Below are 26,382 nucleotides of genomic sequence, written 5' to 3'. Positions count from 1 at the left end.
GGATATTTTCAGACAGAAAATGACCACGATTCAGGTCCTTGCGGCTCGTGCAGCCACCCGCAGCATCAGCTGGGCCGCGCGTTCCATATCCTGTACCGAGATCCATTCCAGAGGCCCATGGATTTCCTGCATCCCGGTAAAGAGGTTGGGGCAGGGCACGCCCATTTCCGTCAGGCGGGAGCCGTCGGTGCCGCCGCGGATCGGGACGGAGACCGGCTCGATCCCCAGATCGCGGGCCGCATCGCGGGCCAGATCGACAGGCGTCATGTCCTGTTCCAGCCAATAGCGCATATTGCGGTATTGCGGGCGGATGGCACAGGTGATCTCGGCCCGCGGCTCGCCCGCCTGAACGGCCGCGCAGACGGCGCGCAGGATCTCTCCCTTCTGCGCCAGCCCGTCGCGTTCGAAATCGCGCAGGATGAATTTGATCTGCATCTCCGACGATCCGCCGGTCATCTCGGTCGCGTGGATGAAGCCGTCGCGTCCATCGGTCACTTCGGGCTGCATCGTGGATTGCGGCAGAGCGGCGATGATCTTTGCGGCAAGGGTGATCGCATTGACCATCTTGCCCTTGGCGGTGCCGGGATGGATCGACACGCCCTTGACCGTGACCACCGCGCCATCGGCGGAAAAGCTTTCGTATTCGATCTCGCCCACGGCGCCACCGTCGAAGGTGTAGGCGAAATCGGCGCCCAGATCCTTGGGCAGGCGCGGATCGACGCCGCGGCCGATCTCTTCATCCGGGGTAAAGGCCAGCCGCAGGGTGGGGCGGGGGGCGCCGCTTTCGATCAGCCGTCGCGCGGCGGTCAGGATGACGGCGATCCCGGCCTTGTCATCGGCGCCCAGAAGCGTGGTGCCGGAGGCGGTGATGATGTCATGCCCCCGCTTTTCCGCCAGATGCGGGGCGGTGTCCGGCGACAACACCAGTGCGGGATTGTCCGGGAAGGTGATGGCCCCGCCGTTGTAGCCGCGGATCACCCGCGGTTTGACCCCTGTCGCATTGAACTGAGGGGCGGTGTCCATATGAGCCAGAAAGCCCACCACCGGCCCCGGTGCCGTGCCCGGAATGGTGGCCAGCACCGCGCCGTAATCGGTCAGCCGCACATCCGCGGCGCCGATCGCCTCCAGCTCGCTGACCAGCAGCCGGGCCAGATCCAGCTGGATCGCGGTCGAGGGGCTGGAGGGGCTGTCCTCGTCTGACTGGCTGTCGATGGCGCAATAGCGCAGGAGCCGCGCCGTCAGCTCTTCGTGCAGTTCGGGATCGGGCCGGGGGGCTTCGGACATGCCTCAGTCCTTTTTCTTCGCTTCGGCCGCGGCCTTCATCCGGGCCAGCAGCGCCGCCTTCTTCTCCTCCGCCGCCGACTTGTCCTTGGGCGCGCCGCGGCGGGGCAGGTCCAGCGCGTGATGGCTGTCCTTGGCGTTCTTGGGATTGCCGGATTTCGAATAGTCCATGGCGACCTCCTGTTCTGTCCGCTTTGGGATGCCGGAAGCGCGGTCCGGGGGCAAGGGGGTTCTCGGGAGGGGTTGCAATCGCGGCCCCGGCAGATAGGCCTTGCCGGGCCTGCAGGAAAGGAAGCTGCAATGACCCGACCGACAAAGATTGCCGATGCGCTGCGCGCCGCTTGGACCACCGGCCCGGTGCCGGGTCTGCCCGCCGATCTGACCCCCGCGGATGAGGCAGAGGCCTATGCCGTGCAGCTGGCCATGCTGGAGGGCGCGCCGGTGGCAGGCTGGAAGGTGACGCCGAAGGCGCCCTATACCGGCGCGCTGCTGGCGCAGGCGCGGCTGGTGGCCGATGGCGACCGCCTGCCGGGGGATATGCCTGCGCCCGAGGTTGAGGTCGAGATTGCGGTCATCTTCGCCCGCGATCTGCCGCCCCGGGCCACGCCTTATGCCGAGGCCGAGGTGCTGGCCGCCTGCGGCGGCCTGCGCGCCGCGTTCGAGATCGTCCAGTCGCGTTTTGTGGACCGCAAGGCGATGCCGCCGCTGGCGGTGCTGGCGGACGCCATGTCGAACGGAGCTTTCGGACTGGGCACCGGCACCGGGGCTGCCGCCGCGGACTGGACCGGCACCGAACTGGGGGAGGCCACGGCCACCCTGTCGCGCAACGGCCAGCTGCTGGAGGAAAAGGCGGGCGGTTTCACCACGGCGCAGGTGGTGGGACAGCTGGTCTGGCTGGCGAACCACGCCTCGTCACAGGGCCTTGGGCTGAAAGCCGGGCAGGCGCTGATCACCGGCGCGCGGATCGGTCCGCGGCTGCTGACCGAAGGCGGCCGCTACACGGTATCGATCTCGGGCGTGGGTGAGGCGTCCTTCGTCCTCTGATCCGCCAAAGAAAAAGGGCGCGCACAGCGGCGCGCCCTTTCGCGAAAGCTCTGACCCGATCAGGCCAGCGAGGAGTCGATGCCCTTGCAGGCGGCGACAAGGCCCTTCACCGCGTCGATCGACTTGTCCAGCATGGCCTTTTCGTCGGCGTTCAGCTTGATCTCGACGACCTTTTCGATGCCGTCCTTGCCGATGATCGTCGGCACGCCGACATACATGCCGTCCAGCCCATAGGCGCCGTCCACATAGGCCGCGCAGGGCAGCAAGCGCTTCTGGTCCTTGAGGTAGGCTTCGGCCATTTCGATGGCCGAAGTGGCGGGCGCATAGAAGGCCGAGCCGGTCTTCAGCAGGCCCACGATTTCGGCGCCGCCGTCACGGGTGCGTTGGACGATGGCGTCCAGCTTTTCCTGCGTGGTCCAGCCCATTTCCACCAGATCCGGCAGCGGGATGCCCGCGACGGTGGAGTAACGGGTCAGCGGGACCATCGTGTCGCCGTGGCCGCCCAGAACGAAGGCGGTGACGTCCTTCATCGAGACGTTGAATTCCAGCGACAGGAAGTGACGGAAGCGGCCCGCGTCCAGCACGCCCGCCATGCCGACAACCTTTTCCGGCGGCAGGCCCGAGAATTGCTGCAGCGCCCAGACCATGGCGTCCAGCGGGTTGGTGATGCAGATCACAAAGGCGTTCGGGGCATATTGCTTGATGCCTTCGCCGACCGACTTCATCACCTTCAGGTTGATGCCCAGAAGGTCATCGCGCGACATGCCCGGCTTGCGCGGCACACCGGCGGTGACGATGCAGACATCGGCGCCCGCGATATCGGCGTAGGAGTTGGTCCCCTTCAGGGCGGCGTCAAAGCCTTCGACCGGGCCGCATTGCGCCAGATCCAGCGCCTTGCCCTGAGGCGTGCCTTCCGCGATGTCGAACAGGACGACATCGCCCAGTTCCTTGGTTGCCACCAGATGGGCGAGCGTGCCGCCGATCTGGCCCGCGCCGATGAGGGCAATCTTGGGTCGTGCCATGGGGGTCTCCCTTTCGCATTGAGTCGCGCGATGGCTACCCCCTTGACGGGATTCTGTCCAGCGTGGCGAATTGGTTCGGTATGCCATTGCATGCAGAAAATCGCCCTTTCGGCGGCTGCCGCACGGGTTTAGCGGTAACGCGCCGAGATGCCGGAAAGGATGCGGGATGGAGATGCTGGGTTTCTGGGCGGCGGCGGTGATCGCGGCCGTTCTGGTGGGCATGGCAAAGGGCGGGATTCCGGTGATCGGCATGCTGTCGGTGCCGGTCCTGTCGCTGGTGATTTCTCCGGTGACGGCGGCGGGGCTTTTGCTGCCGGTCTATATCGTGTCCGACATGTTCGGCCTCTGGGCCTACCGGCGGTCCTATGACCGGAGGGTTCTGGCGATCATCGTGCCCGCGGCCATGGTGGGCATCTTCATCGGCTGGCTGCTGGTGCGCATCGTGCCGGAACAGGCGCTGGCGCTGGTCATCGGGACGGTGGGTGCGGCTTTCGCGCTGAACCTGATGCTGCGCCGCCCCGCGGGTGGGCCACCGCGGCAGCCGAAACTGGCGCCGGGCCTGTTCTGGGGCGCGGCCACCGGCTTCACCAGCTTTGTCAGCCATTCCGGCGCGCCGCCCTATCAGATTTATGTCCTGCCGCTGCGGCTGGAGAAGGCGGCCTATGCGGGCACGGCAACCATCGCCTTCGCCTTCATCAACGCGGCCAAGCTGATCCCCTACTGGCAGCTGGGGCAGGTCAATCTGGAGAACCTGCAGACCGCGCTGATTCTGGCCATTCCCGCCTCGGCCGCGGTGTTCCTTGGTGTCTGGTTGGTCAAGGTCATGCCCACACATGTGTTTTTTCGCTTCATCGTCTGGTCGCTGCTTCTGGTCTCGCTCAAGCTGATCTGGGATGGGGTTCACGGTCTGGGCTGGGTCTGACCGCAAAATTTCTGCGTTGCGGCAGAAGGGGTCTTGCCGAAAGTGCCAATCTTGTGCTTCCTCGCGCAAGATTGTTTCACGGAGACTCGCCCATGGCTTGCCCCTACCGCTCGGTCCTCTATATCCCCGGCTCGAAAGAGCGGGCGCTGGAAAAGGCGCGCGATCTGGCTTGTGACGCCATCATCTTCGATCTGGAAGATGCTGTCGCGCCTGACGAGAAGCCCGCGGCGCGCGACCTGCTGGCGCGGGTGCTGCGCGATGTCGACTATGGCGGCCGGGCGCGGATCGTGCGGATCAACGGGTTCGACACCGAATGGGGCGCAAAGGATGCCTGGGCGATGGCGGATGCCATCGGCGCGGGCGCGCGGATTGATGCGGTGCTGGTGCCCAAGGTGAACAGCCCGGCCGATCTGGATGTGGTGGCCGCGGCGGTGCCGAATGCCGACCTGTGGGCGATGATGGAGACCTGCATCGGCATGCTGAACGCTGCCGCCATCGCCGCACACCCGCGGCTGAAGGGCATGGTGATGGGCACCAATGACCTTGCCAAGGAGCTGAACAGCCGCTTCCGCCCCGACCGTCTGCCGATGCAGGCGGGGCTGGGCCTGTGCCTTCTGGCCGCCAAGGCGCATGGCAAGGTGATCGTCGATGGCGTCTACAACGCCTTCAAAGATGACGACGGCTTGCGCGCCGAATGCGATCAGGGCCGCGACATGGGCTTTGACGGCAAGACGCTGATCCACCCCGCGCAGCTGGAGGTGGCGAACGCCGCCTTTGCGCCCTCGGATGCCGAGATCGACCTGGCCCGCCGCCAGATCGCCGCCTTTGACGAGGTGACGGCCAAGGGCGGCGGCGTGGCCGTGGTGGATGGCAAGATCGTGGAAAACCTCCATATCGTCACCGCGCGGGCCACGCTGGACAAGGCGGCGGCCATTGCAGCGCTGGCGCAATGATGGGAATGTGATCCGCATTCACATTTTCGGAGCCAGCCATGTTCCTGCTCGCCCTTGGGGTCTTTCTCTGGATCGCCGCGCATCTGTTCCGCCGCCTTGCCCCTGAGCTGCGGGCCAGGATGGGGGACCGGGGGAGGGGCGCCGTCGCGCTGGTGCTGTTCCTGTCCGTCGTCCTGATGGTGATCGGCTACCGTCAGGCGGATGGCGCCGTCTATTGGGGGCCGATGCCCGCCATGGTGCATCTGAACAACCTTTTGATGCTGGGGTCGGTCTATCTGTTCGCGGCTTCAGGGATGAAGACCTCGCTCGCGCGGGATGTGCGGCACCCGATGCTGTGGGGCGTGGTGGTCTGGTCGGTGGCGCATCTTCTGGTGAACGGCGATGTGCCGTCCTTCCTGTTGTTCGGCAGCCTTGGCCTTTGGGCGCTGGTCGAGATGGTGGTGATCAACCGGGCCGAGCCGGTTTGGACCCCGCCCCCGGTCAAGCCGAAGAAAACCGAGGTCTTTGCCCTGATCGGCACCTTTGCCGTGTTCATCGCCGCCGTCGCGGTGCACATGGTGCTGGGCTATTCGGTCATAGGGTGACGACATGAAACTTTACCGTTTTCTCAGCGACGACGACACCAGCGCGTTTTGCCACAAGGTCTCGGCCGCGCTGTCCAAAGGCTGGGCGCTTTACGGCGACCCGACCTATGCCTTCGACGCCGCCCATGGCGTGATGCGCTGTGGTCAGGCGGTCACCAAAGAGGTGCCCGGCGACTATTCGCCCGATCTGAAGCTGGGCGAGCAATAGGCGGGGCCATCCCGCGGGAGGGGATATGAAGACCAACGCAGGCCGGTTTTTCGAGGATTACCGCATTGGCGAGGTGATCGCCCATGCGGTGCCGCGCACCCTCTCGGGCGGGGAGCGGGCGCTCTATCACGCGCTCTATCCGGCACGGGGGGCGCTTTACTCCTCGGACGCATTTGCCCAGTCCTGCGGTCTGGCGGCCAGCCCGCTGGATGATCTGATCGCCTTCCATACCGTCTTTGGCAAGACGGTGCCCGATATCAGCCTGAATGCAGTGGCGAACCTTGGCTATGCCGAGGGGCGCTGGCTGGGCCTCGTCTGGCCGGGCGACACCCTGCGCGCGGAATCCGAGGTTATAGGGCTGAAGGAAAACTCCAACGGCAAATCCGGCGTGGTCTATGTCCGCACCCGCGGGCTGAATCAGCACGAACAGCCGGTGCTGGAATACGTCCGCTGGGTGATGGTGCGGAAGAACCGCGCCACCCCCACGCCCGATCCGGTGGTGCCCGTGCTGAAACCCGCGCTGGCGGCGGCCGATCTGGTGGTGCCTGCGGGGCTGGATTTCACCCGCTACGACTTCACCCTTGCCGGAGAGACGCACCGCTGGGGCGATTATGCGGTGGGCGAAAAGATCGACCATGTCGACGGCGTCACCATCGAAGAGGCCGAGCATATGCTGGCCACCCGCCTGTGGCAGAACACGGCGAAGGTGCATTTCGACGCCACCTTCCGCGAGGATGGCAAGCGGCTGATCTATGGCGGTCATGTGATCTCGCTGGCGCGGGCCTTGTCCTTCAACGGGCTGGCCAATGCGCAGATGATCGTGGCGCTGAACGGCGGGGCGCATGCGAACCCCTGTTTCGCGGGCGATACGGTCAAGGTCTGGTCCGAGGTGCTGGACCGCGCCGAGACGGCGGCGCCGGGCGTGGGTGCGTTGCGGCTGCGGCTGGTGGCGGTCAAACAGGGTGCTGCACCCTTCGCGTTGAAAGGCGCGGACGGGAAGTATCTGCCCGAGGTGCTGCTGGATCTGGATTACTGGGTGCTGGTTCCGGTCTGATCTGTCGCGGCGGGGGCCAGGCCCCGCAGAGCATCGGTTCAGGGAACCGATGCTCTTTCCCCCGGGATATTTATGAACAGATGAATGCAGCTTTCTGATGAAAATAATCGGAAATCGGGCGCCCCCTGACTGTGATCACACGCTGGAAAATTGTGATCACGTCATCCCGAAAAAAGCGCCCGTTAGCGGGAACAGGCTGCAATTGCGGCATGAGCCCCCGTGACTCGGCCAAAAAAGACGCTATGACGAAACCGTATCGAAGCGCGCTCTGCCCGGATGGCCGCCTCTGGCGCTGAGGGACGGGGCAAGCCAGCGACGAAGGGACACGAAGCCATGTCTGCACCGAAGCGGGTCGAACGACCCCTCTCCCCGTTCATGATCGGCCCCTATTACCGGCCGCAGATGACCTCGATCTCGTCCATCATGGTGCGGATCACCGGCATCGCCACGCTGGGGACGGTCTTTCTTGTGGTGGCCTGGCTTCTGGCCGCGGCCACCTCGGCCGATGCCTTTGCCGTGGTGAACGGGCTTTTGACCAGCATCGTCGGCGACATTCTGATGACGGCCGCCGCCTGGGCCATCTGGTATCACGTTCTGGGCCGGCTGCGGCACCTGATCTGGGATCTGGGCTATGGCGTGAACGTCAAGGCGAACGAGACGATGGGCATGATCATGTTCATCGGCGCCACTGTCCTGACCGTCGTCACCGTGCTTGTGGTGTAAGGAGAACTTCCATGCGTTTCATCACTGACCGCAAACGCGCCGAGGGGCTGGGTTCGGCCCGGGCCGGGACGCATCACCACTGGAAGATGATGATCAGCTCGGCCGCGCTGGTCGTGCTGGTGCCGCTGTTCGTCTTCACCTTCGGGCTGGGACTGGGTGGCAGCCATGCGGAGGTTCTGGCCTATTTCGCCCGGCCCTTCCCGGCCATCGTCACCGCGCTTACCCTGATCGCCGTCACCCTGCATTGCAAGGCAGAGGCGGATGAAGCGATCATCGACTATGTTCACGGGGTGAAGGGCAAGCTTCTGCTGGTCGCGGTGACGGTGCTCGCCTGGGTGATGATCGCGGCGGGGCTGTTCGCCCTTGTCAAACTGGCCCTCTGATCTGGCCGGCGCCAGTTCGCAATACGCGCGATAAGGATAAACGGAAATGACTGCTGCATACGCATACGAGACGCATGACTATGACGTGGTCGTCGTCGGCGCGGGCGGCGCGGGTCTGCGCGCCACGCTGGGCATGGCCGAACAGGGCCTGCGCACCGCCTGCATCACAAAGGTGTTCCCCACCCGCAGCCACACCGTGGCCGCGCAGGGCGGCATCGCGGCCAGCCTTGGCAACATGGGGCCCGACAGCTGGCAGTGGCACATGTATGACACGGTGAAGGGCTCGGACTGGCTGGGCGACACCGATGCGATGGAATACCTTGCGCGGGAAGCGCCGAAGGCCGTCTATGAGCTGGAGCATTACGGCGTTCCGTTCAGCCGCACCGAAGAGGGCAAGATCTACCAGCGCCCCTTCGGCGGCCATACCACCGAATTCGGCGAAGGCCCGCCCGTGCAGCGCACCTGCGCCGCGGCGGACCGCACCGGCCACGCCATCCTGCACACCCTGTACGGTCAGTCGCTGAAGCAGCGGGCCGAGTTCTACATCGAATATTTCGCCATCGACCTGATCATCACCGACGGCGCCTGCACCGGCGTGGTGGCGTGGAAGCTGGATGACGGCACGATCCATGTCTTCAATGCGAAGATGGTGGTGCTGGCGACCGGCGGCTATGGCCGCGCCTATTTCAGCGCGACCAGCGCCCATACCTGCACCGGCGACGGCGGTGGCATGGTGGCCCGCGCGGGCCTGCCGCTGCAGGATATGGAATTCGTGCAGTTCCACCCGACCGGCATCTATGGCTCGGGCTGCCTGATCACCGAAGGCGCCCGCGGCGAGGGCGGCTATCTGACCAACGCGAACGGCGAACGGTTCATGGAGCGCTATGCGCCCCATTACAAGGATTTGGCCCCGCGCGACTATGTCAGCCGCTGCATGACGCTGGAGATCCGCGAAGGCCGCGGCGTGGGGGCGCACAAGGACCACATCCACCTGCACCTGAACCACCTGCCGCGCGAAACGCTGGAGGCGCGTCTGCCCGGCATCACCGAAAGCGCGCGCATCTTCGCGGGAGTGGACCTGCACAAGGACCCGATCCCGGTGCTGCCGACCGTGCATTACAACATGGGCGGCATCCCCACGAACTATTGGGGCGAGGTGCTGAACCCGACCGCCGACAATCCCGACGCTATCTTCCCGGGCCTGATGGCCGTGGGCGAGGCGGGTTGCGCCAGCGTGCACGGGGCGAACCGCCTCGGCTCGAACTCGCTGATCGACCTCGTGGTATTCGGCCGCGCCGCTGCGATCCGCGCGGGGCAGATCGTCGATCCGAAGACCGCGGTTCCCGCGACCAACAAGGTTGAGGTGGACAAGGCGCTTGGCCGGTTCGACGGGCTGCGCCATGCCTCGGGCGCCACGCCGACGGCAGAGTTGCGGCTGGAGATGCAGCGCACCATGCAGCGCGACGCTGCCGTGTTCCGCACCGAAAAGACGCTGGCCGAGGGCGAGCGCGCGATGACCGAGATTGCCGGCAAGATGGGCGACATCAAGGTCACCGACCGCAGTCTGGTCTGGAACAGCGATCTGATGGAGACGCTGGAACTGACCAACCTGATGCCCAATGCGCTGGCCACGATCTACGGCGCCCATGCCCGCACCGAAAGCCGCGGCGCCCATGCGCATGAGGATCACCCGAACCGCGACGATGCCAACTGGCGCAAGCACACCCTTGCCTGGGTCGACGGCGACAAATGCACGCTCGGCTACCGCGCGGTCCATGTGGACCCCCTGACCACCGAGGCCGAAGGCGGCATCAGCCTGAAGAAGATCGCCCCGGCGGAGCGGAAGTTCTGATGCCTCTGCGGTTGGTGCTGGTGATGTCCCTTGTTGCTTTGGCAGGCTGCGGTGAGCAGGCGGTGCTGAGCTATCAGGGCCGCCCGGCGCAGACCGCACAGGAATGTCAGGCCGCCTATCAGGAGGCGAAGGCGCGTCCCGTTGCCACCGATTATTCCAGCCGCGGGGCCATGATCGGCTCCGCCCTCGGCAAGGGCATTGCCGAGGGGATGATCGACCAGCACTATCAGACCTGCCTTGCGCGGGTCGGTAGCGCGTCCGGTGCTGCGGCGCGTCCGGCTGTGGCTTCGGCTCCGAAAGTGACGGCGGACCCGTTTGCTGTGGCATCCGCACGGACGGGGTATGGTGGTGTGCCTTCTTGTGGGCTGAAGATGGTGGGAGGAAGCGGTTATGCCTGTGCAGATCGTTAAGGCCGCACTTCTTTGCCTTGCGCTTTCCGGCTGCGTGGCCGGTCAGTCGGTGATGCAGGAAACCACCCGCAGCCTTGCGCGCAATGCGGTGGATGCCGCGGCCGCGCGCTATGTGCCGGGCGTCAACGTCACCCCCTATACGGACTGCATCATCAACAATGCCACCACGGCCGAGCTTCTGGATCTGGCGAAGGTCGCCGGGGCCGGGGCTGCGCAGGATGTGGCCAACCGGGCTTGGCCCGTGGTGCGCGGCATTGCGGGTCGCCCCGAAGCCGCCGAATGTCTTGTGGCCGCCGTATCGGCGGGCGGGATGTTTGCGGCAGGAGGGCTGTGATGCTGCGTCTGGGAATGGCTTTGGCTTCGGTTCTGGCACTGTCGGCCTGCGATCCGCAGGCGCTGGCGGACAAGACCGCGCGCAACATGGCGCAGGATGTCGTGCTGCGTGTGGTGTCGATCGACCTGCAGGGTCCGACGGCGCAGGCCGCGACCGAATGCATCCTGAATGCCGCCGACATGCCCGAAGTGCGCATGCTGGCCCGCGATTACGGGGTCGAGGCGGGCAGCCAGACCAAGGAAAATATCCGCAATATCGCCCTGCGTCCGGCGGCGCAAAGCTGCTTTGCCGGGCGTGGCGTGCCGCAGGTGCGATGATGAAACGCGCCGCTGCCCTTTTCCTTCTGCTGGCCGCCTGCGGTCCGATGACTCTGGAACGGGCCGAACAGGAATGCTTTGAGCGCGCCCGGCTGGCCGCGGGTCCCCGCGGTGAAATCGGCATCGGCATGGCCAGCAATGGCAAGGCCCACGGCAGCGTGGAACTGGGCATTTCCTCCGACTGGATCGGCGGCAAGGACCCGGCCGCGGTCTACGACACCTGCGTTATGGCAAAATCCGGCGAGGCGCCCCGGCGTCCGCTTTATGACAGACCCGACTGGAAAGGCTGATCCATGGTTCAGTTCTCGCTGCCCAAGAATTCCACGGTCCGCACCGGCAAGACCTGGCCCCGGCCCGCGGATGCCAAGAATGTGCGCGCCTTCCGCATCTACCGCTGGAACCCCGATGACGGGAAGAATCCGCAGGTGGATACCTATTTTCTGGACATGGACAAATGCGGTCCCATGGTTCTGGACGCGCTGATCAAGATCAAGAACGAGATCGACCCGACGCTGACCTTCCGCCGGTCGTGCCGCGAAGGGATCTGCGGCTCCTGCGCGATGAACATCGACGGGATCAACACGCTGGCCTGCATCTACGGGCTGGATGAGATCAAGGGTGATGTGAAGATTTATCCTCTGCCGCATATGGCGGTGGTGAAGGATCTGATCCCGGATCTGACGCATTTCTACGCCCAGCATGCCAGCATCATGCCCTGGCTGGAGACGAAGACCAACACCCCGGCCAAGGAATGGCGGCAGTCGATTGAGGACCGCAAGAAGCTGGACGGTCTTTATGAATGCGTGATGTGCGCGTCCTGCAGCACCTCCTGCCCCAGCTACTGGTGGAACAGCGACAAATACCTTGGCCCGGCGGCGCTGCTGCATGCCTATCGCTGGATCATCGACAGCCGGGACGAGGCGACGGGCGAGCGTCTGGACGAGCTGGAAGACCCGTTCAAGCTCTATCGCTGCCACACGATCATGAACTGCGCCAAGACCTGCCCGAAAGGGTTGAACCCGGCGAAGGCGATTGCCGAGATCAAGAACATGATGGTCGAACGCGCGGTCTGATCCGCAACCGGGCGGGGGCGCTGCCCCCGTCCTTCGGACTCCCCCGGGATATTTGGACAAAGTGGAACGGGGTTTTTCGCGGGCTGCGGCTGATGGTGCGCCGCCACGGCGGGGACTTTGGCGGTGATCCTTCTCTATCCGCTTGGCCTGCTGCTGCTGTTTCTGGGCCTTTGGTATTACCGGCGCGGGTCCACGTTGACGCGCGCCTGCCGCTGGCGCGAGGATCGCGCGGCGGGAGAGGGGCACTGGCGTTGCGCGGCCTGCGGGGCAGAGATGGTGTTGCCCGCCCGGCAGGAGCCGCGCGCCTGCCACCGTCCGCTCAGCAATAACGCTCCACCCCGATGAGCTGATCATCGCCGTAGCGGTCGCCATAGGCCCAGCCGGGCGGCAGCAGCCGGTCGATTTCGGCAAGGTCTTCGGGCGTGAAGCGGATGGTTTCGGCACCCAGCCATTCCCGCAGATTGCCGGCAAAGCGGGTGCCGGGGATCGGCAGCAGATGGTCACCCTGCGCCAGGACCCAGGCCAGCGCGGTGGCGGATGTCGTCCAGCCGCGGCTGTGGCAGAAGCTGCGGAACGCAGCCACCTGTGCCTGATTGCGGGTGAAGTTCTGACCGGTGAAGCGGGGGTTGCGGCTGCGGAACCCGTCCTGCGGCGGGGCTAGCGGCACATCGCCCAGCATCCCGCGCGCAAGCGGCGAGAAGGGCACGAAGGTCACGCCCAGTTCGGCGCAGCTGCGGATCAGCCCCAGCTCGGGCAGCCGGGTCCAGAGCGAATATTCGTTCTGGACCGCCATACAGGGCAGCATTTCATGCGCCAGCCGCAGCGTCGAAGGCGCGACTTCGGACAGGCCATAGCCGCCGATCTTGCCCTCTTCGATCAGGCGCGAGATCGTTTCGATCACCTCTTCCAGCGGGCGGTCCTGTTCGCGGCGGTGGATGTAGAACAGGTCCACATGATCGCGGCCAAGGCGGCGGAGCGAGGCTTCAAGCTCACCCCGCAGATAGGCCGCGGAATTGTTGACCGCCCGGGGCGGGCCGGGCACGATGCCGGCTTTGGTGGCAATCACCGGCCGGTGGCCGCGCAGCCGCAGCCATGACCCGATCACCTCTTCCGCGACGCCCATGCCATAGATGTTGGCCACATCGAAATGGGTCATCCCGGCGTCCCATGCGGCATCCAGCGCGGCATGGCCGGTGGCTTCATCGGTGACGCCGAAGGCACCGCCGATGGACATGGCGCCAAAGCCGATGGCCCCCACGCGGTGAGGTCCGAGGTGTCTGATCTGCATGGGGGGCTCCTGTCGCAAGGCGGGGGCCATACGACAGGAGCGAATCGGATCGTTCAAGGGGTCATGTAATGCAGGCCGGTGAATTTCTGCCGCAGCGCAGCGGTGCGCGGTGCCACCGTCTCGGGCGCGTTTGACCGCAACCCATCGGCGATAAGGGCGGCAAGGGCTGGGGCATCGACGGGGGTCACCCCACGGCGCACCAGTTCCGGCGTGCCGATGCGCAGCCCGTTCAGGTCGCCCGGCACCTCGGCGATTGGCAGGCCGATGCCGCAGGCCAGAAAGCCCGCCTTGCGCAGCGTCTTGGACGCCGCCTGCCCGCCGCCGAAACCCGCCGCCTCGATGGCGAATTGATGCGATTGCGTCATGCCGCGGGCGGCGCCGAAGACCGGCAGACCCAGATCGGCCAAGGCGCGGGCCAGCGCCTGCGACAGGTCCACCATGGCCTGCGCATAGGCCCGGCCATGGTCGCGCCAGTCCAAGAGGGTCAGTGCCAGCCCGGCGGATTTCGCGGCATCGAAATTGGCCGTCAGCCCGGGAAAGGCGATCCGGTCCAGCCGTTCGGCAATCGCGGCATCGTTCGTCACGATCAGCCCGCCCGCCGGGCCGCCCAGCGATTTATAGGTACTCATCGTCATCAGATGCGCGCCCTCGGTCAGCGGATTGGCCCAGACCCCGCCCGCGATGATGCCGCATTGATGGGCGGCGTCGAACAGGACATGGGCGCCCACCTCATCGGCAATCGCCCGGATCTCGCGCACGGGATGGGGGAACAGGTTCAGGCTGCCGCCGATGCTGATGATCTTCGGCTGCACCCGATGGGCCAGATCGCGCAGCGCGGGCAGGTCGACGGTATAGCCGTCGGCATTCACCGGCGCGGGATGGGTCACCAGCCCGTAAAGGCCGGCGCAGCCCGCGGCATGGTGGGTGACATGGCCGCCCACGGTGCCGGGCGGGGCAATGATCGCATCGCCGGGTTTGGCCAGCGCCATGAAGCCGTAAAGATTGGCCAGCGCGCCCGAGGCAACGCGGATTTCCGCATGGTTGGCGCCGAAGACTTCGGCCGCCAGTTCGGCGGCGATCACCTCGATTTCCTCGATCGCCTCCAGCCCCATTTCATATTTGTCGCCCGGATAGCCAAGGCTCGGGCGCGAGCCGAGGCCACGGGCCAGCACCGCCTCGGCCCGCGGGTTCATGATGTTGGTGGCGGGGTTCAGGTTGAAACAATCGCGGTCGTGGATGTCCAGATTGCGCTGAACCAGCGCCTCGATCCGGCTGGCGACATTGGACGAAGGCGCGGCGGTCTCGGCGGCCAGCGTCTGGATATAGGTTTCACATTGGGCGGGGACCCAGGGGCGGGGGGCAAGATGGGGCATGGCAGTCTCCTTTGCGGCCAGACTGCGGTCCGCGGGCCTTGCGCGCAAATCAGTTCTGCGAAAAATGAGGGTCAGGAAAATTGACCCTCAAGGCCGCTCCATGCCCGTCGCCCCGCCCCCCGCGAAATCCTTGCCTCTGGGCGCCCTGCGCGCGTTTGAGGCGGCGGCCCGGCTGGGCGGGTTCAAGGCGGCGGCGCTTGAACTTGGCGTCAGCCCCGGCGCAGTGACCGCCCATATCAAGACGCTGGAGGCGGAACTGGGCGCACCGCTGTTCGAACGCACGGCGCGCGGGGTGCAGCTGACGGCGCTTGGGGCCGGGGCGGCGCCGGGATTCATCGCCGCCTTCGATGCGCTGGCGCAGGCGGCGGCCAGCTTGCGGGCACAGGCCGCGCCGCAGGTGGTGCATATCGCCACCCTGCCGGCCATTGCGCAGCTGTGGCTGTCGCCGCGCCTGCCGGTGCTGCGCGCCGCGGCGCCGGAAATTGCCGTGTCCATCACTGCGCTGGAGGCGCCGCCGAACCTGAAGCGCGCGCCCTTTGACCTGAGCCTGTTTCCCTCCGAAAGGGGCGGCATCCTTGTGGCCGAGGACATGATATTCCCGGTCTGCACCCCGGCACTGGCGGCGCGGCTGATGCGGCCCGAGGATCTTGGGTCCGTGGCCTGCCTGTCCGATGCCAGTTGGCAGGACGACTGGCCCCGCTGGCTGCGTGCTGCGGGGGTTGATCTGCCGCTGCGCGGGCCGGTCTATTCGCTGTATGCGCTGGCGGTGGAAGAGGCGGTGAATGGCGCGGGCGTGCTGATGGGGCACGGCCCCCTTGTGGCGGGGCATCTGGCGCGGGGCACGCTGGTCGCGCCCTTTGCCCTGCGGGTGCCGCTGGCCGCGGGGCTGCGGCTGTGGTCGGCCCGCCCCATGGTCCGGGGCGGGGCGGTGGCGCGGGTGGCGGCGTTTCTGGCCAGCCCGCCTGGCTGAGCCTCAGGCGAAAGCCGCTTCCAGCGCGATCTCCACCATGGCGCCGAAGCTGCGTTCGCGCTGGTCGGCGGGCAGCGCCTCCTGCGTCAGGATATGGTCCGAGATGGTCAGCACCGCCAGCGCGCGGGCACCGTAGCGCGCGGCCAGCGTGTAAAGCTCTGCCGCCTCCATCTCCACCGCCAGACAGCCATGGCGTTGCAGCGCATCGGACAGGTCCTGCCGTTCGTCATAGAACGTGTCCGAGGAATAGATCATCCCCACATGCACCGGCGCCTTGCCCTGTGCCGCGGCATGGGCGGCGGCCAGCAGGCCGAAATCGGCGGTCGGGGCATAGTTCAACTCGCGCAGGATGCTGCGCGAGGGCGAGCCGAGGGTCGAGGCCGCCATGCCCAGCACCACGTCGCGCACCTTGATATGGGGTTGCAACGCGCCTGCGCTGCCGATGCGGATCAGGGTTTTTGCGCCATAGTCCCGGATCAGCTCATTCGCGTAGATCGACATGGACGGCATGCCCATGCCGGTGCCGTGGATGGTCACGCGATGGCCGCGCCATGTGCCGGTATAGCCCAGCATGCCGCGCACCTCATTCACCAGAACGGGGCTTCCAAGGAAGTTTTCCGCAGCCCAGCGGGCACGGTAGGGATCGCCGGGCAGAAGAACGGTTTCTGCAATATCGCCCGCACGGGCACCAATATGAAAGGTCATGGATCTCTCTTCCTGCAATTTCGGGATGTCCCGTCCTGCGGAGCCTTCAAGGTTCCTTTGTCCTGCCGTTCCGTCCGTCCCGTCGGCCTGTCCTTCGGGAAGGGCAAAACAGCAGCGTTGCCAAAGCGCCGCGCTTTATGGCGGCTGCACATCGAATAATTTTACCGTATGGTCAAGTATCGTGGCCCCGGTCAGGTTCCGGTGTGCCGTAACGTCACTTGGCATGCAATCAGGGTTGGGTGTTCCAGCGTCCCTGAAACCACACCATCGCCCGCACGCAGGGGGCGGCATCGGCCTGGCCGCAATCTGCGCCGCCCACATCGACCAGCAGCACCGGGCCGAACCGGCTGGCAACCACCTCCCAGCCATAGCCGAAGATATCGGTGGTGACCCCGTCCACCAGCAGCGTACTGCTGCACCCGCCCGAGCCGCAGAAATAGGCGGCATCCGATGAGCATTGCAGACCGGACTCGTCCAGAATCCAGTCCGGGGTGCCATCGCCGTTCAGATCCGGACGCGACACGGCCTGATCGGTCACCGTCAGCTTGCCCCCGTCCAGTGAAGCGCAATTCTTGGCGGACTTTTCCACCACCGCCTGCAGCTCGGGCGGCAGGGCGGTTTCGGCGCGTGCAAGCGCGGGAAGCAGCGTCAGGGCAAGGATCAGGACAAAGCGCATGGGGGTGCCTTTCCGTTGGACGTCCCCTTGCCTAGCGGGCTCAGGCCCTGTGCGGCAAGTGCAGAATATCCTCTGTATGATGGTGAAACTGAATTACAATACACTGACAATTACCGGCTGTAATTCTTGTGATCGGCATTAAAAATGCAGTATGATGAAATCAATTTTCCTGACTCCGAGGTTCTTCCATGGCTGAGTCCCGCCTGATCCGCTATGATACCGCCGATCCGCAGGCTGGCGGCCAGAAACGCCCCTTTGCCAAGGCGGTGCGGGCCGGGGATTACGTCCATGTCTCCGGTCAGGTGCCCACGGTCGGCGGAGAGGTGGTGCAGGGCGGCATCGTCGCGCAGACCGAGCAGGTGATCGAGAACATCAAGGCGGTGCTGGCCTTGGCCGGCTGCGGGCTGGAGGATGTGATCAAGGTCACCTGCTGGCTGGATGATCCGCGCGATTTCTCCAGCTTCAACGCGGTATTTGAACGGCATTTCAGCGCCCATCCGCCCGCGCGGTCCACCGTGCAGTCGCGGCTGATGGTGGATGCCAAGGTCGAGATCGACGCCATCGCGTGGAAGCCGCTGTGAGGGTTCTGATCCTGCCCGATGCCGCCGCCGCCGCCGACCGGGTGGCCGGGCTGATCGCGGCCCGGCTGCGGGCCGATCCTGCGGTGGTGCTGGGCCTTGCCACCGGGGGCACGATGGAGGCGGTCTATGCCCGGCTGATCGCCGCGCACCGTGCGGGGCAGGCCAGTTTCGCGCAGGCGACCTCGTTCAATCTGGACGAATATGTCGGGCTGGCACCGGACCACGCCTGTTCCTACTGGCGCTATATGCGCGAACATCTGTTTTCGCAGGTGGACATGCGTGCGGAAGCTGCCCATCTGCCCCGGGGCGATGCCCCCGACCCCGAGGCCGAGGCCGATCGCTATGAGGCGGCGATTGCCGCGGCGGGGGATATCGGCCTGCAACTCCTTGGCCTTGGCGCGAACGGGCATATCGGCTTCAACGAACCGACCTCCAGCCTGTCCTCGCTGACGCGGATCAAGACGCTGACCCGCTCCACGCGTGACGCGAATGCGCGGTTCTTTGACCGGGCCGAGGATGTGCCGCGGCTGGCCATCACCATGGGTATCGGCACCATCCTCCGGGCGCGTGAGGTGCTGCTCTTGGCCTATGGTGCGGGCAAGGCCGATGCGGCGGCGGCGATGATCGAAGGCGCGCTGTCGGCGGCCTGCCCGGCCAGCGCGCTGCAGCTGCACCGCAAGGTGACGGTGGTGCTGGATGAGGCGGCCGCGGCCAAGCTGACGCTGCGCGATTATTTCGACTGCGTTCACCCCGGCGGGCGCGACGCGGAAATCTGATCCAGAGCGTGGCGCAGTGCCCGGACCTTTGCGGCATCGGTGCCGCGGGCGCCCGGCGGCTGAAACCCGAACTCCCGCACCTGCCGCAGCGCGGGCGGTGGCAGCGGGCTGGAGCAGGAGGCATGCACCTCTGTCAGCGGGATCTCCGCGGCCAGAGCGGCGATGTTGTCCGCCGTGATCCCGCCGCCGGGCATGACCGTGGCGCCATGGCCCTGCATCTGCCGCAGGCGGCTTGCCCCGTCCAGTGCCGTGGCTGCCCCGCCCGAGGACAGCACGCGGCGGAGGCCAAGGCGGGCGCAAAGGTCCATCGCCTCTGCCGGGTCCGGTGTCAGGTCCACCGCGCGATGCAGCGTCACCTCCATACCTTCTGCCGCCCGCATCAGCCGGGCCAACACGTCACCATCCAGCCGCCCGTCGGGGCGGGAGGCGCCGATCACCACCCCCGCCAGCCCGAAGTTGCGGGTGGCGGCGATCTCGGCCTCCATCGCCTCCACCTCGTCCGGGGACCAGACGAAATCCCCCGCCCGCGGCCGGATCATCGCCAGTGCGGGTAACGGCCCCCGTGCCGCCAGCGCCATCAACCCGGCCGAGGGCGTCAGCCCGCCAAGCGCCAGCGCGGCGCAAAGCTCGATCCGGTCCGCGCCACCCTCCGCCGCTGCGGCGATTCCGGCGGCATCATCGACGCAAACCTCCAGCAGAATACGGCTCATTCCGGTTTCCTTTCCTGCACCACCAGAAGCACGGCCCCAAGGACTCCCGCGACCCCGGACAGCAATGCCGCCGCCGGATAGCCGCCGACCGAAGTGCCAAGCCCGAAGACCGCCGCCCCGATCGACCCGCCCAGAAACATGTTCACCGCGATCAGCGAGGCGGAAAGGCCGGGCCGGTCGCGGATCAGGTCCAAGAGGTAAGAGATCGGCAGCGAGATGATCCCGGCGGCGGCAAAGCCCGCCACAAGGCTGGCGGCATAAATCTGCCAGACCGCGCCCGAGGCGGCGATGGCGGCCAGATAGACCAGATACAGGGCCGAGGTGATCAGAAGCGCCCGCGTCAGCGAGACGAAGCGCAGCGCCCATGTCCAGAAGAACATGAACACCACCTCCAGCCCGGCGACCATCCCCATGATGAACCCGATCTGTTCGGCCTTGCCGCCCGCCTGTCCGGTCACGATCAGTGGCAGCACGGCGGAATTGACATGCAGCACCTGCGAGATCAGCGCCACGCCAAGGATACGCCACAGGATCGACGGGGCCAGCACCTGCCCCAGATCGCCGAAGGACGGGGGCGCCAGCCGCACCTGCGCGGGCCGGTCGGTGCGGCCGGTGGTGGGGGCGACGCGGGCGGTGCCGGTTCCGCCCTCACAATCGCCTGTGGGCGGGGTGCTGTCGGCCGGGGGCGCGTCCGGCTCCATCCAGAAGATCACGGTCAGAAGGCAGGCGCCCGCGATGACGGCGGCGATCAGATAGGCGCCCATCATGCTGGGCTGGCCCACCAGCATCAGCCCCACCACCCCGGGTACCAGCACCCAGGACAGGGAAATCATCATTCGCATCAGCGCGTTGACGATCCCCGCCTCCTCGGGCGAGAAGGCGGCCGATTGGGCGCGGACATTGCCGAACAGCATGGAGTTGGTGGCGTGAAATAGCGCCAGCGGCCCCACGGTGGACAGGGCGAACACCACGGGCGAGGGCCAGACCCAGATCAGCCCGTAGCCCACGACGCCAAAGGCCGCCACCACGATCAGCGGGCGGCGATAGCTGTTGAACCGGTCGGACAACAGCCCGATGGCGATGGCCAGCACGACATTGGCGATTGAGGCCGCCAGGGCGATCAGCGCATATTCCCGGTCGCTGAGGTCCAGTTCCCGGATGCCGATGACCGACTGATAGGGCGAGGTTGCGGCGCCGGAAAAGCCGTAAAGAAAGATCGCCGCGGCAGAGGCGCGGACGACCCGGTGACGGCGCAGGGGGGACAGCCAGACCCGCATCTTACCCCGCGAACCGGGCCGAGGGCTGCGCCTGCGGGCGGTAGCCGGGGTTTTCGTCCCAGGGCAGCGTGCCCTTTGCCCGGTGCAGGTTCGCCAGACGTGGAATGTCCTGATTGACCACCCCATCGGTCAGCGCCATCAGGTTCGGATTGGCCAAGGGCGCCAGCTCGGGCGAAAGATAGCCCGATTTCACCACCAGAAGCCGGACCTTGGCCGGGTCCAGCCCCAGCCGGGTGAAATCCGCGATGTTGTGATAGGGCCTGCGCCGCGCGGCCAGCACCACGGTGACGCTGCCCGTCTGCACCACCGCCTGCCGGTCGGCGGGGGTGTCGCCTTCGTCCAGCCGCAGGACGGTGACCGGCGCGGTGACCGAGATGCCAGCGGGATCAAGGCTGGCCCCGATCCGCAGCACCAGATCGGCCCCTTCGCCCGCGGCAAAGCAGGCCTCGGTTGCGGGGCGGTCGGTGATCCCGGCCACCAGCGCGTCCTGCCAGTTGCGCGCGATCAGCGCGGCCAGCACATCGGCCCGGTCGCCCACGCCACCGCCGGTGGGGTTGTCGCCCGAGTCGGCCAGAATGACCGGGGCGGTCTCAGCCGCGGCGGCAAGGTCCAGCATCTGGTCCAGCGGGCCGGTGACGGGGCCGAAGCGGAATTCATCGCGCGCGGCCCAGAACGCCGCGGCGATCCGTTCGCCCGCGGCACTGGCGGCGGCGCGGTCGGTGCCGGTCACCACGGCGCAGGCGGTGGCGCGCGGCTCATCCGCCCAGACATAGCCGATCATCAGATCGGTGCGCCAGACGCCCGCCCCCTCATGCGCGGGCAGCCCCGCATAGAGGCGGTCGGCGGGGGCATCTTCGGTCGAGGACCGCTCACCCGGTAGCAGAAGCGGCACCGGCACCCGCACCACGCCGGGCCGTTCGCCCGTCCGCAGCGCCCGCAGCAGCATGGAATAGGCGGCCTCCATCGTCTCGGGCGTGTCGATATGCGGGGCGGTGCGGTAGGCGGCGAAGATGTCCAGCCCGTCCACCACCCGTTGTGAGACATTGCCGTGCAGATCATAGCTGGCTGCGATCAGCATTTCCGGCCCCACGGCCGCGCGCACGGCGGAAATCCAGTCGCCCTCGGCATCCCAGATGCCTTCGACCTTCATCGCGCCATGCATCGCCAGATAGACCGCGTCAAAGGGCTTTGCCGCCGCCAGCAGCGCCAGAAACTCGGCCTTGAATGCCTCATAGGTCTCCCGCGCCACAGGGCCGCCGGGCACGGCACGCGCGTGCAAAAGCGGCGCCACCTCGGCCGGGTGGTTCTGCAGAAAGGCGAAGTAGTCATGGCCGGTCAGCCCGTCCCCCCGCAGCACGCGGAAATCCGCGGCGCTCATCAGCACGGGGGAATAGGTCGAACATTCGGTGTGGATGCCGCCGACGGCAATACGCATGGGTCGTGTCCTTGAAAGGGAAGGGGGCGCCGCAGCGCCCGCCCCTGGTCAGAGCGTGTCAGAGTGTGGGGTGCAGCCGCACCTGCCGTGCGAACCGCAGCCAGTCTTTCTGGGCCTTCTGGGTCCACGCCGCCTCGGCCACGGCAGAAAGCCGCGGGAAGACCAGATCGTTGAACCAGTTCTTGGTGGTGAAATGCTCGCACCAGATACAGGCCTGAATGCCGCGCATGTGCTTTTGCAGATGGGCGGGGAAATCGCCCTCGGCCTCGTAGGCATAGGTCTGCGCGGGCGGCACCGGCCCGGCCCATCCGGCGCCGTTTTCCAGCCAGTCTGGCCCCTGCACCATGTCCAGATAATAGGCCTGACCGGGGGTCATCACCACGTCATAACCCATCTCGGCCAGTTCGATCCCCACCTCCGGCTTTTCCCATGCCATCAGCAGCGTATCGTCTGGCGGGACGCCACCGCCATGGGCCACCTCGTTCCAGCCGACCAGAACCTTGCCGCGCGCGGTCAGCATGTCCTTGATCCGCTTCAGGAACCAGCTTTGCAGCTCGAACGTGCCGGACAGGCCTTCGCGCTGCATCATGATGCGGGCCTTCGGGCTTTGCAGCCATGCGTTGCGGGCCACCTCATCCCCGCCGATGTGGAAATGGCGGGAGGGGAAGATCTGGCACAGCTCATCGATGATCTGCTCCAGCACGGTGAAGGTTTCCGGCACGCCGGGGTTCCACGAATTGTTCGGATAGCCCTGCACCGGGTAGTAACTGTTCGGCGTCTCGTCCGGGTCCACAAGGAAGGGCAGCGCGGCGACCACGCAGGCGGCATGGCCGGGCGTCTCGATCTCGGGCATGACCTCGATGCCCAGACCGGCGGCATGGGCCACAAGGGCGCGCATCTGGTCCTGCGTATAGAACCCGCCCTGCCGCGCCGGACCATCGCCCAGTTGCGGCAGCATGGCATCGGTTTCGGCACTGCGGTGGGCGCCCGCGTCGGTCAGCTGGGGGTAGGCCTTGATCTCGGCCCGCCAGCCTTCGTCATCGGTCAGGTGCCAGTGGAACAGGTTCAGCTTGTGCCACGCCAGCAGGTCCACCACCCGCTTCACCTCCTCAAAGCTCCAGAAATGGCGGGAGCAGTCGAGGTGACAGCCGCGCCAGCCATAGCGGGGGGCGTCTTCGATGGTCCCGGTGGCGGGGAATTTGAACGCCGGATCGGTGAATGCGCCGTGCAGCATCTGCGCCAGCGTCAGCAGGCCATAGCGGCGCCCGGCCTCGGCGCTGGATTGCAGCGTGATCGTGTCGCCGAAGGTCAGGCGATAGGCCTCCGGCGGCAGGCTGTCATCGGTCGCAAAGGCCAGCGCACGGCTGCCCGGCGCGGGCGACAGCTGGAACAGCCGCCGCGCCGCCGGGAAGAGGCGGGTGTGCAGCGCATCCACCGACAGGGCCAGCCGCTTGTCCGCCGCCGATGCGCCCTCCAGATGCAGCAGCACCGGCGCCTCGCCCGGCACGGCGTCTATGGCATTGGGCCAGGGGATCAGCGCGAAGGGCAGGGTCAGCCGCCCCTCGGGCAGGCGGGGCGGCGGCAGGACCGGCGCGCCGGACCCCTGCACCAGATCGCCTACCTGCACCGGCAGGCGCTGGCCGTCCACCGTCACCCATGCCGTCTTGGCCGCATCATTGCGATGGAATGGAGAGCGGAACAGCCCCTCGGCCCGGAACCGCCATGTGCCGCCCGCGGGCAGGCTGGCGCCTTTGGGCATGGCGAATTCATGGTAATTCGCGGTGCGGCGCAGGAAGCGGGCGCCTTCCACGAAATGCTCGGGCATGATGCGGGTGATCGTGGTCACCGACAGGGTGAAGTCGCGCAAGACTTCGTCCGAAAGGTTGTGCAGCACGATTTCCCACGTCCCCTCGGGGGCGGGGGCGGCATGCCAGGTGTTTTCCAGAAACAGCATTTCGGCCTCAGTAATCAGCGGATTGCGAGAAGGTGCGGGCCAGCGCCGGGATCCCGGCGGTCAGCCCGCAATCGACCGGCAGGGTCACCCCGGTGATGGCCGCCGCAAGGGGCGAGGCGAGGAAGCCCACGGCCTCGGCCACATCTTCGGCCCGGGCGATCCGGCCAAGCGCGTAATGGGCGGCGGCCTCGCGGAACACATCGGGGTTCGCGGCGGCGCGCGCCTCCCATGCCTGCGTGCGGACGGTGCCCGGGGCCACCGCATTGGCGCGGATGCCGAACTTGCCGTATTCCACGGCGATCAGCCGGGTCAGGTGGATCATCCCCGCCTTGGCTGCGGAATAGGCCGGGTGACCGTAGACGCCGAACCCGTTGACCGAGGCGATGTTCACGACTGCGCCTTGCGTGGCCTTCAGCTGGTCGGCCAGCGCCGAGAACAGGTAGAACACCGCATCCAGATTCAGCGCCCGGTCCATGGCCCATTGCGCGGCGGCGGTGGATTGCAGGCTTTCGGCCTGAACCCCGCCCGCATTGTTCACCAGCGTCTGCAGCGCGCCCATCCCGGCGACGCGGGCAGCAAAGGCATCGCAGGCGGCGGGGTCGGTCACGTCCAGCGCCATGGGCACAAAGTCCGGTCCGAGCGCCGCCGCGGCGCGTTCGGCGGCGGCAAGGTCGCGGTCGGCCAAGACGACGATGTCATGATCCCGGGCCAGCCTTGCGCTGATGGCCCGGCCGATGTCGCCCGCGGCGCCCGTGACGACGGCGATGGTTGCCCCCATGGCATCCCCCTGCGCGGCATGTGGAAACCGGGGAACGGGGCGGCCGCCTGCGCCCCGGCCGGGGGTCAGTCGCCCAGAAGCTGGCGGTCGTCGCCGTCCCGATGGCGGATCAGCTGTTCCTTGATCCCGCGCAGAATGCGGGCAGAGCGTGGTTTGTCGGCATAGGCCACCAGATTGGCGATGATATCGACCACCGCCAGCATGGCGAACCGGGTCGAGGAGGCGCGGAAGATGTTCTGCCCCTCGGGCAGGTCGACCGAGACCACCACATCCGCGGCCTCGGCCACGGGCGAATTGCTTTGCGTCAGCGCGATGGTCGGAATGCCGCGTTCGCGCAGCATGGCGAAGCAGCGCACCAGTTCCTGATTGCGCCCGGTGAAGGACGATCCGAAGACCACCGTGCCCGGCTCTGCCGCGGCCGAGATCATCAGGTTCATGCCATGATCGTTCGAGGCGGCGACCCGGCAGCCCAGCCGGAACAGCCGGTTCTGGAACTCGTTCACGATCATGCTGGAATTGCCGCCCGATCCGAAGGCATGGATCATCTGCGCCCCCGCCAGCAGGCGCACCGCCTCTTCCACGGCGGGCAGGTTCAGGCCGCGGTGCATCTCGAACAGGGCATTCTGTGCCTTGGTCACAATATCCTCGGCCACCTCGCTGGCGGTGGAGGTGACCGATTCCGGCTTCAGATAGCGCAGGCCGACATAGGCGCTTTTGGCCAGCTGCACCTTGAAATCCGAGAAGGAGGCGCAGCCCAGACGGCGGCAGAACCGTGTCACCGTGGGCGGCGACACACCCGCCCGCGCCGCGATTTCCGTGATCGAGGCATTGGTGGCATAATTCACATCGGCCAGCACTGTCGCGGCCAGCTTCCGCTCCAGCACCGAAAGCCTGCCCTCCTCATCGGTCAGCGCGGCGATCAGGTCCGGGGCCGAGATGGAGCCCGGCGCAATCGGGGCCTCGGGCAGGGCGTCGGCGTCGGATTCTGGCAGATCTGTCATGGTGTTCCCGGTCGGCAAGGGGCTACGGTGCGGAGCGTCTCCATCCCAAACCCCGTGATGATCGCCCGGTCAAGCATGCGCTGGAATCCAGAAATTCATTTTCGTTCCACCTTGACATTTAGCCATGATAACACCGATTGTTCCAGTGAATATGCAAGATGTCTGAAAATATTTTCACAAGGCGGCGTGAAATGACGGCAGAACGTGATCCGTTCCAGAATCCCTTCGCTGCGGAGGATTCTGATCGCCGCACTATCTGGGAGATGCTGGTCCCGCGCGATATCGAGGCCTGGGCCAGCGCCGACTGGTCGATGGTGGCGGATGACTTCATCGCGGCGGGGTTCACCGGAATCTCGGGCAATTTCCAGCCGGATCCGCAGGGCTACACGCTGGCCTTTCCGACGCTGGAGGCCTATCGCGACAGCTGGCTGGCCGACGCCAAGGGGTTTCTGGCGGACGAGGCGGCGGGCAAATATGCGGGCGACCCGCGGCCCCATATCTATGCCGCCACCCGGCTGGAGGAGATCGAGATCACCGGCGATGCAGCGCTGGTGCGCAAGAAATTCGACGGCCGCCTGCCGCGGGCCGATGGCGGGGCGGACCGGATGAACTGGCAGACGCTGTATATCTGCCGCCGCGACGGCGGGCGCTGGAAGATCGCGGGCTTTGTGGGCTATCTGCCCCATATCAAGGAGTGA

Annotated in this window: 32 protein-coding genes; 19 read left to right on the top strand and 13 right to left on the bottom strand. The window is 66.5% G+C overall.

Features of this window, described 5'->3' with window-relative positions; translation table 11 throughout:
• Nucleotides 1–30: 30 nt before the first annotated feature.
• Both pepT and ACO2Q5_RS07630 read right to left on the bottom strand, forming a co-directional pair.
• Nucleotides 31–1,284 carry a peptidase T gene (gene pepT, locus ACO2Q5_RS07635; RefSeq protein WP_423289569.1) on the bottom strand — a complete coding sequence of 418 codons (1,254 nt, stop codon included), beginning with the start codon at nt 1,282–1,284 and terminating at the stop codon, nt 31–33.
• Between the two features lie 3 nt (nt 1,285–1,287).
• The gene (locus ACO2Q5_RS07630) at nt 1,288–1,452 is read right to left on the bottom strand and encodes a hypothetical protein (RefSeq protein WP_423289567.1); all 165 of its coding nucleotides are present in this window, start codon (nt 1,450–1,452) and stop codon (nt 1,288–1,290) included.
• Between the two features lie 129 nt (nt 1,453–1,581).
• Here ACO2Q5_RS07630 and ACO2Q5_RS07625 point away from each other — a divergent pair, with 129 nt between their 5' ends.
• Complete coding sequence (locus tag ACO2Q5_RS07625) at nt 1,582–2,325, top strand: 2-keto-4-pentenoate hydratase (protein WP_423289565.1); 744 nt, start codon at nt 1,582–1,584, stop codon at nt 2,323–2,325.
• 59 nt (nt 2,326–2,384) lie between these two features.
• Here the strand turns inward: ACO2Q5_RS07625 and mdh are convergent, their stop codons facing one another.
• Complete coding sequence (gene mdh / locus ACO2Q5_RS07620; protein WP_423289563.1) at nt 2,385–3,347, bottom strand: malate dehydrogenase; 963 nt, start codon at nt 3,345–3,347, stop codon at nt 2,385–2,387.
• 166 nt (nt 3,348–3,513) lie between these two features.
• Here mdh and ACO2Q5_RS07615 point away from each other — a divergent pair, with 166 nt between their 5' ends.
• The 14 genes from ACO2Q5_RS07615 to ACO2Q5_RS07550 all read left to right on the top strand — a co-directional run bounded on the left by ACO2Q5_RS07615 (nt 3,514) and on the right by ACO2Q5_RS07550 (nt 12,505).
• Complete coding sequence (locus ACO2Q5_RS07615) at nt 3,514–4,269, top strand: sulfite exporter TauE/SafE family protein (protein WP_423289561.1); 756 nt, start codon at nt 3,514–3,516, stop codon at nt 4,267–4,269.
• A gap of 92 nt (nt 4,270–4,361) precedes the next feature.
• On the top strand, nt 4,362–5,222 hold the full coding sequence (locus ACO2Q5_RS07610; protein ID WP_423289559.1) for an HpcH/HpaI aldolase/citrate lyase family protein: 861 nt from the start codon (nt 4,362–4,364) through the stop codon (nt 5,220–5,222).
• Nucleotides 5,223–5,260: 38 nt separating this feature from the next.
• Nucleotides 5,261–5,806, top strand: a complete 546-nt coding sequence (locus tag ACO2Q5_RS07605) for an NnrU family protein (RefSeq protein ID WP_423289557.1) — start codon at nt 5,261–5,263, stop codon at nt 5,804–5,806.
• A gap of 4 nt (nt 5,807–5,810) precedes the next feature.
• Complete coding sequence (locus ACO2Q5_RS07600) at nt 5,811–6,014, top strand: DUF1737 domain-containing protein (protein ID WP_423289555.1); 204 nt, start codon at nt 5,811–5,813, stop codon at nt 6,012–6,014.
• Nucleotides 6,015–6,039: 25 nt separating this feature from the next.
• Nucleotides 6,040–7,068, top strand: coding sequence for a MaoC family dehydratase (locus ACO2Q5_RS07595; protein ID WP_423289553.1), 1,029 nt, complete (start codon nt 6,040–6,042; stop codon nt 7,066–7,068).
• A gap of 333 nt (nt 7,069–7,401) precedes the next feature.
• Entirely contained in the window at nt 7,402–7,791 is a 390-nt protein-coding gene (gene sdhC, locus ACO2Q5_RS07590) for a succinate dehydrogenase, cytochrome b556 subunit (RefSeq protein WP_423289551.1), read from the top strand.
• Between the two features lie 11 nt (nt 7,792–7,802).
• A complete protein-coding gene (sdhD, locus tag ACO2Q5_RS07585; RefSeq protein WP_423289549.1) occupies nt 7,803–8,174 on the top strand; it encodes a succinate dehydrogenase, hydrophobic membrane anchor protein in 372 nt (123 codons plus the stop codon).
• Between the two features lie 46 nt (nt 8,175–8,220).
• A complete protein-coding gene (sdhA, locus tag ACO2Q5_RS07580) occupies nt 8,221–10,026 on the top strand; it encodes a succinate dehydrogenase flavoprotein subunit (RefSeq protein WP_423289547.1) in 1,806 nt (601 codons plus the stop codon).
• Nucleotides 10,026–10,436, top strand: coding sequence for a hypothetical protein (locus ACO2Q5_RS07575; RefSeq protein WP_423289545.1), 411 nt, complete (start codon nt 10,026–10,028; stop codon nt 10,434–10,436). The genes sdhA and ACO2Q5_RS07575 overlap by 1 nt, the downstream gene beginning before the upstream one ends.
• Nucleotides 10,417–10,770 carry a succinate dehydrogenase gene (locus ACO2Q5_RS07570; protein ID WP_423289543.1) on the top strand — a complete coding sequence of 118 codons (354 nt, stop codon included), beginning with the start codon at nt 10,417–10,419 and terminating at the stop codon, nt 10,768–10,770. Before ACO2Q5_RS07575 ends, ACO2Q5_RS07570 begins: the two co-directional genes overlap by 20 nt.
• On the top strand, nt 10,770–11,087 hold the full coding sequence (locus ACO2Q5_RS07565; protein ID WP_423289541.1) for a hypothetical protein: 318 nt from the start codon (nt 10,770–10,772) through the stop codon (nt 11,085–11,087). The genes ACO2Q5_RS07570 and ACO2Q5_RS07565 overlap by 1 nt, the downstream gene beginning before the upstream one ends.
• On the top strand, nt 11,087–11,377 hold the full coding sequence (locus ACO2Q5_RS07560) for a hypothetical protein (protein ID WP_423289539.1): 291 nt from the start codon (nt 11,087–11,089) through the stop codon (nt 11,375–11,377). The genes ACO2Q5_RS07565 and ACO2Q5_RS07560 overlap by 1 nt, the downstream gene beginning before the upstream one ends.
• Before the next feature lie 3 nt (nt 11,378–11,380).
• Nucleotides 11,381–12,160, top strand: a complete 780-nt coding sequence (locus tag ACO2Q5_RS07555; protein ID WP_423289537.1) for a succinate dehydrogenase iron-sulfur subunit — start codon at nt 11,381–11,383, stop codon at nt 12,158–12,160.
• 123 nt (nt 12,161–12,283) lie between these two features.
• Nucleotides 12,284–12,505, top strand: a complete 222-nt coding sequence (locus ACO2Q5_RS07550; protein ID WP_423289535.1) for a hypothetical protein — start codon at nt 12,284–12,286, stop codon at nt 12,503–12,505.
• On the opposite strand, the gene ACO2Q5_RS07545 is transcribed toward ACO2Q5_RS07550, so the two are convergent.
• On the bottom strand, nt 12,480–13,448 hold the full coding sequence (locus tag ACO2Q5_RS07545; protein WP_423289533.1) for an aldo/keto reductase: 969 nt from the start codon (nt 13,446–13,448) through the stop codon (nt 12,480–12,482). The two genes, ACO2Q5_RS07550 and ACO2Q5_RS07545, sit on opposite strands and share 26 nt — an antisense overlap.
• Nucleotides 13,449–13,501: 53 nt before the next feature.
• Nucleotides 13,502–14,821, bottom strand: a complete 1,320-nt coding sequence (gene glyA, locus ACO2Q5_RS07540; RefSeq protein ID WP_423289531.1) for a serine hydroxymethyltransferase — start codon at nt 14,819–14,821, stop codon at nt 13,502–13,504.
• 100 nt (nt 14,822–14,921) lie between these two features.
• Between glyA and ACO2Q5_RS07535 the strand changes: the two genes are divergently transcribed.
• Nucleotides 14,922–15,791, top strand: coding sequence for a LysR family transcriptional regulator (locus ACO2Q5_RS07535; RefSeq protein WP_423289529.1), 870 nt, complete (start codon nt 14,922–14,924; stop codon nt 15,789–15,791).
• A gap of 3 nt (nt 15,792–15,794) precedes the next feature.
• On the opposite strand, the gene deoD is transcribed toward ACO2Q5_RS07535, so the two are convergent.
• Together deoD and ACO2Q5_RS07525 are read right to left on the bottom strand one after the other, a co-directional pair.
• Nucleotides 15,795–16,496 carry a purine-nucleoside phosphorylase gene (gene deoD / locus ACO2Q5_RS07530; protein WP_423289528.1) on the bottom strand — a complete coding sequence of 234 codons (702 nt, stop codon included), beginning with the start codon at nt 16,494–16,496 and terminating at the stop codon, nt 15,795–15,797.
• A 229-nt stretch (nt 16,497–16,725) separates the two neighbouring features.
• Entirely contained in the window at nt 16,726–17,172 is a 447-nt protein-coding gene (locus ACO2Q5_RS07525; protein ID WP_423289526.1) for a hypothetical protein, read from the bottom strand.
• A gap of 188 nt (nt 17,173–17,360) precedes the next feature.
• Between ACO2Q5_RS07525 and ACO2Q5_RS07520 the strand changes: the two genes are divergently transcribed.
• Nucleotides 17,361–17,753 carry a RidA family protein gene (locus tag ACO2Q5_RS07520; protein ID WP_423289524.1) on the top strand — a complete coding sequence of 131 codons (393 nt, stop codon included), beginning with the start codon at nt 17,361–17,363 and terminating at the stop codon, nt 17,751–17,753.
• A complete protein-coding gene (gene nagB, locus ACO2Q5_RS07515; RefSeq protein WP_423289522.1) occupies nt 17,750–18,529 on the top strand; it encodes a glucosamine-6-phosphate deaminase in 780 nt (259 codons plus the stop codon). Before ACO2Q5_RS07520 ends, nagB begins: the two co-directional genes overlap by 4 nt.
• Here nagB and ACO2Q5_RS07510 read toward each other — a convergent pair.
• The 6 genes from ACO2Q5_RS07510 to ACO2Q5_RS07485 form a co-directional block, all read right to left on the bottom strand.
• A complete protein-coding gene (locus tag ACO2Q5_RS07510; RefSeq protein ID WP_423289520.1) occupies nt 18,499–19,239 on the bottom strand; it encodes a copper homeostasis protein CutC in 741 nt (246 codons plus the stop codon). The two genes, nagB and ACO2Q5_RS07510, sit on opposite strands and share 31 nt — an antisense overlap.
• The gene (locus tag ACO2Q5_RS07505) at nt 19,236–20,516 is read right to left on the bottom strand and encodes an MFS transporter (RefSeq protein WP_423289518.1); all 1,281 of its coding nucleotides are present in this window, start codon (nt 20,514–20,516) and stop codon (nt 19,236–19,238) included. Before ACO2Q5_RS07505 ends, ACO2Q5_RS07510 begins: the two co-directional genes overlap by 4 nt.
• A gap of 1 nt (nt 20,517) precedes the next feature.
• Nucleotides 20,518–21,951 carry a M81 family metallopeptidase gene (locus ACO2Q5_RS07500; RefSeq protein WP_423289516.1) on the bottom strand — a complete coding sequence of 478 codons (1,434 nt, stop codon included), beginning with the start codon at nt 21,949–21,951 and terminating at the stop codon, nt 20,518–20,520.
• A gap of 58 nt (nt 21,952–22,009) precedes the next feature.
• On the bottom strand, nt 22,010–23,905 hold the full coding sequence (locus tag ACO2Q5_RS07495; RefSeq protein ID WP_423289514.1) for a beta-N-acetylhexosaminidase: 1,896 nt from the start codon (nt 23,903–23,905) through the stop codon (nt 22,010–22,012).
• A gap of 7 nt (nt 23,906–23,912) precedes the next feature.
• On the bottom strand, nt 23,913–24,683 hold the full coding sequence (locus ACO2Q5_RS07490; RefSeq protein ID WP_423289512.1) for an SDR family oxidoreductase: 771 nt from the start codon (nt 24,681–24,683) through the stop codon (nt 23,913–23,915).
• A gap of 65 nt (nt 24,684–24,748) precedes the next feature.
• Nucleotides 24,749–25,684 carry a MurR/RpiR family transcriptional regulator gene (locus tag ACO2Q5_RS07485; RefSeq protein ID WP_423289510.1) on the bottom strand — a complete coding sequence of 312 codons (936 nt, stop codon included), beginning with the start codon at nt 25,682–25,684 and terminating at the stop codon, nt 24,749–24,751.
• A 191-nt stretch (nt 25,685–25,875) separates the two neighbouring features.
• Between ACO2Q5_RS07485 and ACO2Q5_RS07480 the strand changes: the two genes are divergently transcribed.
• Nucleotides 25,876–26,382 (top strand): hypothetical protein, encoded by a 507-nt coding sequence (locus tag ACO2Q5_RS07480; RefSeq protein WP_423289508.1) that lies wholly within the window; start codon nt 25,876–25,878, stop codon nt 26,380–26,382.

Source organism: Neotabrizicola sp. VNH66, assembly GCF_049445895.1.
Taxonomy (GTDB): domain Bacteria; phylum Pseudomonadota; class Alphaproteobacteria; order Rhodobacterales; family Rhodobacteraceae; genus Pseudogemmobacter.
Note: the sequence above shows the minus strand (reverse complement) of the source record. Positions and strands in the feature narration are given on the sequence as shown.